At 64.6% G+C, this 5,053-nt stretch carries 7 protein-coding genes and 1 pseudogene; all 8 read left to right on the forward strand.

From position 1 onward, the window contains the following. A pseudogene (locus ACESNG_RS12315) lies at positions 1-496 on the forward strand (MinD/ParA family protein); the annotation flags it as partial. A gap of 35 nt (positions 497-531) precedes the next feature. Then, positions 532-1,281, forward strand: coding sequence for a sigma-70 family RNA polymerase sigma factor (locus ACESNG_RS12320; protein ID WP_373069207.1), 750 nt, complete (start codon positions 532-534; stop codon positions 1,279-1,281). Next, complete coding sequence (locus ACESNG_RS12325; protein ID WP_373060925.1) at positions 1,278-1,700, forward strand: hypothetical protein; 423 nt, start codon at positions 1,278-1,280, stop codon at positions 1,698-1,700. Before ACESNG_RS12320 ends, ACESNG_RS12325 begins: the two co-directional genes overlap by 4 nt. Before the next feature lie 427 nt (positions 1,701-2,127). Next, positions 2,128-2,805 (forward strand): flagellar hook-basal body protein, encoded by a 678-nt coding sequence (locus ACESNG_RS12330; protein WP_373060926.1) that lies wholly within the window; start codon positions 2,128-2,130, stop codon positions 2,803-2,805. 11 nt (positions 2,806-2,816) lie between these two features. Further along, on the forward strand, positions 2,817-3,605 hold the full coding sequence (gene flgG / locus ACESNG_RS12335) for a flagellar basal-body rod protein FlgG (protein ID WP_373069209.1): 789 nt from the start codon (positions 2,817-2,819) through the stop codon (positions 3,603-3,605). 8 nt (positions 3,606-3,613) lie between these two features. Continuing rightward, a complete protein-coding gene (gene flgA / locus ACESNG_RS12340) occupies positions 3,614-4,075 on the forward strand; it encodes a flagellar basal body P-ring formation chaperone FlgA (protein ID WP_373060928.1) in 462 nt (153 codons plus the stop codon). A 26-nt stretch (positions 4,076-4,101) separates the two neighbouring features. Next, complete coding sequence (locus tag ACESNG_RS12345; RefSeq protein ID WP_373060929.1) at positions 4,102-4,779, forward strand: flagellar basal body L-ring protein FlgH; 678 nt, start codon at positions 4,102-4,104, stop codon at positions 4,777-4,779. After that, a partial coding sequence (locus ACESNG_RS12350) for a flagellar basal body P-ring protein FlgI (protein WP_373069211.1) occupies positions 4,776-5,053 on the forward strand: 278 nt, incomplete at its 3' end. The genes ACESNG_RS12345 and ACESNG_RS12350, both read left to right, overlap by 4 nt.

Genomic DNA, 5,053 nt, shown 5'->3' on the forward strand with positions numbered 1-5,053 from the left:
CAATCTCGCTCTCTCGGCCGCCGAACGTCGCGCTTGCATGCGACGCCTCGGTGCGCTGGCAGACGGAATGGACCTCGTCGTCCTCGACTGCGGGTCGCGTATCCATACGGTGCTCGCCGCCATCACGCCGCACGCCGACGAACGCCTCGTCGCCGTGGCCGCCGGGAGTGATCCGGTGGGCCTGGCGTCGACCTATGCCCTCTGCAAAGCGGTGCACACCCGTCACGGTGCCCTTCCGATGGACGTACTCGTCAATCGGCATGAAGGGAGCGAAGCCGCTCGCTGCTTCGACGCCATCGACGCCGGTGCCCGTCAGTTCCTCGGAATGTGTCTACGCCTTGCAGGCGCTGTCCCAGCTGATCCGACGCTCGACGCCGCGCTGCGCGCGGGAATGCCTTTTCCGCATGCGGCCGCCGGTTCGCCGGCTGCGATTGCTGCTCACGAAGTCGTGATGCGCACGCTGGCTACCGCTTCACTCTCCCGATCTGGTACGTGACCGTGACCCTCGTTTCAACTCAAGGCTCTACCGCCATGCACTCCAAGCTTTGGCAGTCATACCAGGCCGGCAATCAGACGGCACGCGATCGACTGCTCGAGGAGCACCTTGGCCTCGTGCATCATGTGGCCCGACAGGTCTCGCGCACGCTCGCCGTACGCGCCGACTTCGATGAGCTGGTCAGTGCCGGCACGATCGGGCTGATGACGGCGCTGGAGAGCTTCGATTTCTCGCGCGGTCTCGCTTTCAGCACGTTCGCGGCGCCACGTATCCGCGGCGCCATTCTCGACGAGCTGCGCAAGCAGGATCATGTGCCGCGCTCGATCCGCCGCAAGACGCGCGACATGTCCGCCGGCCGCGAAGCGTTCCAGCGCACGCATGGCCGAGCTCCCGACCATCAGGAGCTCGCACAGCAGCTGAACGTGGACATGGATACGCTCTGGCGTTGGCAGGCCGACGTGGAAGGCGCGCATCATATCGCGCTCGACCGCGCCCCGGGCGAGCGCGAGAACACCGTACCGGTGCCGGCCGAAACGCTCAGCAGCGACAGCGATGTCGAGGACAGCCTCACGCACGAGCAGGAAGTGTCGCATCTCAAAGATGCCATCATGCATCTCAAGGAGCAGGAGCGCGTGGTGCTGTCGCTGTACTACTTCGAGGAGCTCAAGCTGCACGAGATCGCGAAGGTGCTGGAACTCACGGAATCGCGCGTGTCGCAGATCCGCTCGAAGGCGCTCAGCAAGCTGCGCGTCGAACTCACCCCGCTCCGCGGAAACGTGGCATGAGCATGGCAACGCGCGCGATGCTGCGCGACACGATGCAGTTCATCGGCGTCGGCCTGGGCGTCACGGTGATCGGCCTGATCATCGGCGCCGTGGTCGTGTCGCCTGCCGTGTCGCACCCACAGCGCCTGCTCGGCATCGGTTCACTGTTCGGCATCGCCGCCGCGGTCTTCGGCGCCCGCGTCGTGTTTCGCGCGCTCCGCAATCGCCCCACCAGGATCACCCGCGAAGCCCGTCAGGCCCCGGCCCCCACGATGACGCTGCGCCGCAGCAAGTCGTCGCGCACCCCGCGCGCCGTGGCCGCCCTGGCCGCCGCCGGCGTCAACCCCACCGAGATCGCCTGGAAAACCGGCCTCCCCGTGGATGCCGTGTCCATGCTCCTCGAGCTCTCCGGCGCGCGTACACCAGCGCTCGTAGGCTGACCCGCGCGCAGCAGCAGCAACCACGAAAAGCTGGAACACGGGAAAAGCGGATTGCACAGAACCGCACAAATAAGCAAAAGCGCTTCTGGCTTATCTGTGCGGTTCCGTCCGATCAGTCATTTCCGTGTTCCAGCTGTTGCCTTTTCTGTCGCTGTGGAAGGCAAATGCCGTCGCCACCGCCCCCTTCCGGCAACTCCCGCCGAGGCCCCCCCGCGATCCGGCGCAGCTCGGCACGAATTGCCGATCTCCGGTATCCACGATCACCCGCAGCAGTACCTCGCAATACCAGCTAAACCTCATTCCGACAACAACTTAAGGAAATATAATCGGTCGGACCATTTGTGGCCCGACCGTTGCTTTTCCCGTTGGTGAGTTCGTGTACCCTTTCCCGACCACCACCATGCCCGGACCCGTTCGAACCAATGGGATGAGCAGTGCCGCCGCCGCCATGCAGATGCTGGAGCGGAAGCAGCAGGTGCTCGCCAACAACCTCGCCAACGCCTCCACTCGCGGATTCAAGGCGGAGACGGCGTTCGCACGACTGATGGACAACCAGCTCGCCAAGACCGACACCGCCCTCGACCTTACCGCCGGCTCGCTCACCGAGACGCACAACAGTCTCGATCTCGCCGTCGAAGGCCACGGGTTCTTCGTCACCCAGACCCCCAACGGGGAACGCTTCGTCCGCAACGGCAGCTTCCGGCTCGATGCGGAACGCCAGCTCGTGGATGAACGCGGCAATCCGGTGCTCGGCGAAGAGGGGCCTTTCGTGCTGCCCGCGGGCACCGTCGAAATCGGGAATGACGGCACCGTCAAAGTGAACGGACGGGTGCTGCAGCGACTGCGGCTCGAGCGCGTGGCCGATGGCGCGCAGCTCCTGCACGAAGGTGGCACCCAGTTCGTCCCCGATGCCTCGCGTCAGGCGATTCCGCCGGCCGAACGCACCGTGCGTCAGGGATTCGTCGAAGAATCCAACGTCAACACGATGTCGGCGATGACCGACATGCTCGCCGTGCTGCACCGCTACGGTGCGGCCCAGAAGGCGCTCTCGACCATCGATGCCGCGCGCGGGACGTCCGTGAACGACCTCGCCAAGCCCGTTTAAGGAGAACAAACATGGATCCGGCACTTCGCGCCGCCGCTACCGGCATGATGGCGCAACAGACACGCACCGAAATCATTGCCAATAACCTCGCCAACGTGAACACGCCCGGCTTCAAGCGGAGCCGTGCACACTTCGAGGACCTGCTGTACCAGACCGTGCAGGACCAGGCCATCCTCGGACAAGACGCAACCAACACCACCGCCGCCATTCAAGTGGGCCGTGGAACGCGACTCTCCGGCGTGCAGCGCATGCACGAACAAGGGCCGCTCGAACAGACCAACCGCAATCTCGACGTCGCGATCGAAGGCGATGGCTTCTTCCAGATTCAGTTGCCGAACGGTGAGACCGCGTACACTCGCGACGGCAGTTTTCAGATCTCCGATCAGGGGCAGCTCGTTACCAGTGCCGGCTACGGATTGCAACCACCCATTCAGATCCCGATCGACGCTGCCGAACTCTCGATCTCGAGCACCGGTATCGTGTCCGTGCGTCGCGGCAACGACATCGAACCGACCGAACTCGGACGCATTGAGATCGTGCGCTTCGCGAATCCGTCGGGCCTCATGTCGCTCGGACAGAACCTGCTCGCACCCACCGCCGCGTCCGGACAGCCCGTGGTCGGCTTCCCGAACGATGAAGGCATGGGACACTTGCAGCAGGGCAGCCTGGAAGGCAGCAACGTCGAGATCGTCACCGAAATGGTCGAGATGATCGCCGCCATGCGCGCCTATGAGATCAACTCGAAAGCCATCAAGACGGCCGACGAGATGGGTCAGATCGCCAACAACATCACCCGATAGTCCGCCTCATGAAACTCGTGTTCATGCGACTCCTGGTCTCGATGTTCATGCTCGCCGGCGCGGTCTCCGTGCTCAGCGCGCAAGAACGGACGATCACGATCTCCGTCGCGGCGCGCGCCCTCGCACGCGGCGACACGCTGCAGGCGAGCGACATCGCGACCATGGACACGACGATCGTGTGGCGCTGGAACTCGATCGCTCCCGACACTACGCGCGCGCTGCCCGGCTGGGTCACGCGTCGCAACGTCGCCCTCGGCGCAGTGTTGCGCGCACCGGCCGTGATGCCGCCGCCCGTGATCACCAGCGGCACGCGCGTGACGGCGATCTGGCAGGATGGCCCACTGCGCGTGGTCGTCACCGGCATCGCGACCAATACCGCCGCCATCGGAGCACCGGTCGGCGTTCGCATCGATCCCACACGTCGGCTCGACGGCATCGCTGCCGGGCCCAATACCGTTCGACTCCGTTGAAGACTCATCAGGTGAGGACCACCGATATGACCCACACGCGCTTGGGCTTTACCACGAGCGTCGCTGTTGCGCTCGCACTCTCCGCGCATCCGCTCCTGGCGCAGGCTGCCGGTGCGACACCGCCAGTCGCTCCGCCTCCCACCGGTGCACAGGCAGCCCCCGCGACAGCCAGCACGACCACCGCACCGCCAGTAGCGCCGATCAAACCGCGTGAATCGTGGACCGCCGATCGTCGGAACTTCGCCGTCGGTGACATCATCACGATTCTCATCGACGACTACACGATCTCCACTGCCGTCAAAGAGAACCTGGCCACTGACAACCGCACGCGCGGCCTCTCGGTGAACGCCAGGCTCCCCACCAGCTCCAAACAGGTCGGCATCGACGCTCGCAACAGCGCCGATCAGCAACAGCGTGGGCAAGCGCGTCGCGAGAACCGTTTTCAGAACGAAATGAGCGTACGCGTCGTCGCCGTGGGCCCGAGTGGTCTGCTGCAGCTAAAAGGAACGAAGAGGATCGACATCGACGAGGCACTGCAGGACATCGTGTTCACCGGTTGGGTGCGCGCGCAGGACGTGTCTACCTCCAACGTGATCGAATCGAGTCGTGTGGCCGACGCACAGTTGGGGTATGCCTCGCCGGGACCACTCGGCAAACCGAAGCAGGGCATCATGACGAAAATTCTCGGAGCACTCTGGCCATGACCACCATTCAAGCGCGTCATCTCGGCGTGAAGATCGTTCGTACAGTGCTTGTGACCGCTGGCCTGCTGCTGTTGCCGGTCATGGCTCGCGCGCAGAACGACATTAAGATCCGCGATCTGACGAGTGCCGAGGGCGCGCTGCCCGTGCGCCTGGTGGGCTACGGACTTGCAGTCGGACTCGATGGCACCGGTGACCGGGCGATCGGCGGACAGACGGCCGGCCCCACCATTCAGAGCGTCATCAACATCCTGCGTCGCTTCAACATCGAAGTGCC

Source organism: Gemmatimonas sp. (assembly GCF_041689975.1).
In the GTDB taxonomy this organism is placed as follows: Bacteria; Gemmatimonadota; Gemmatimonadetes; order Gemmatimonadales; family Gemmatimonadaceae; genus Gemmatimonas.

Coding starts and splice junctions, on each gene's coding strand:
- ACESNG_RS12320 (WP_373069207.1), top strand. CDS start 532: ATGCACTCCAAGCTTTGGCAGTCATACCAGGCCGGCAATCAGACGGCA.
- ACESNG_RS12325 (WP_373060925.1), top strand. CDS start 1,278: ATGAGCATGGCAACGCGCGCGATGCTGCGCGACACGATGCAGTTCATC.
- ACESNG_RS12330 (WP_373060926.1), top strand. CDS start 2,128: ATGAGCAGTGCCGCCGCCGCCATGCAGATGCTGGAGCGGAAGCAGCAG.
- flgG (WP_373069209.1), top strand. CDS start 2,817: ATGGATCCGGCACTTCGCGCCGCCGCTACCGGCATGATGGCGCAACAG.
- flgA (WP_373060928.1), top strand. CDS start 3,614: ATGAAACTCGTGTTCATGCGACTCCTGGTCTCGATGTTCATGCTCGCC.
- ACESNG_RS12345 (WP_373060929.1), top strand. CDS start 4,102: ATGACCCACACGCGCTTGGGCTTTACCACGAGCGTCGCTGTTGCGCTC.